The sequence below is a fragment of the Pseudoalteromonas sp. 2CM39R genome (assembly GCF_023161845.1).
Genome location: NZ_JALNTM010000064.1, coordinates 1 through 662, shown reverse-complemented (window position 1 = coordinate 662; position 662 = coordinate 1). Strand labels below are relative to the sequence as shown.

The 662-nt window shown below is 42.1% G+C and carries 1 pseudogene; it reads left to right on the top strand.

Annotation, left to right across the window (positions count from 1 at the left end):
- Window positions 1–30: 30 nt before the first annotated feature.
- Window positions 31–662 (top strand): annotated as a pseudogene (locus MTF66_RS38400) (transposase); the annotation flags it as partial.

The following is a 662-nucleotide window of genomic DNA, read 5'->3' as shown; positions in this document are numbered from 1 at the left end:
TAAATTGTTCAACTCATGGAGGAGAAGAGCATGGCAACCCCACGTAGAAACTTAATTAGTATTTCAAACACGCCTTACTACCATTGTATTTCACGCTGCGTTCGTCGCGCTTATTTGTGCGGGCAAGATCCACTGACGGGTCGTTCATATGAACATAGGCGGGGTTGGGTTGAAAAGAAACTACTTCAACTTGGTCGGGTATTTTGTATTGATATATGCGCCTACGCGGTTATGAGTAATCACACTCATCTAGTCCTACACATTGATACACCAAAAGCTAAGCGTCTAAATAATAAAGCGATTCTTATTAGATGGCACAAGTTATTCAAAAGTACTTTCCTTTGCCAACGGTTCTTAAATGGCGAATTGCTAACACAAGCTGAGCTCGCTGCGGTTAATATCAGAGTAAATTTATATCGAGAACGGCTCAGCAGTATTAGTTGGTTTATGCGCGTCCTTAATGAGGATATTGCACGAAAAGCGAATCAAGAAGATGAGTGCAAAGGACGGTTCTGGGAAGGTCGCTTTAAATCACAAGCTTTACTTGATGAAGCAGCACTTGCCGCTTGCCTTGCCTATGTCGACTTGAACCCTGTAAGAGCAAAAGCGGCTGATTTACCTGAGCAATCTGACTACACCAGTATTAAATCTAGAATTAATGC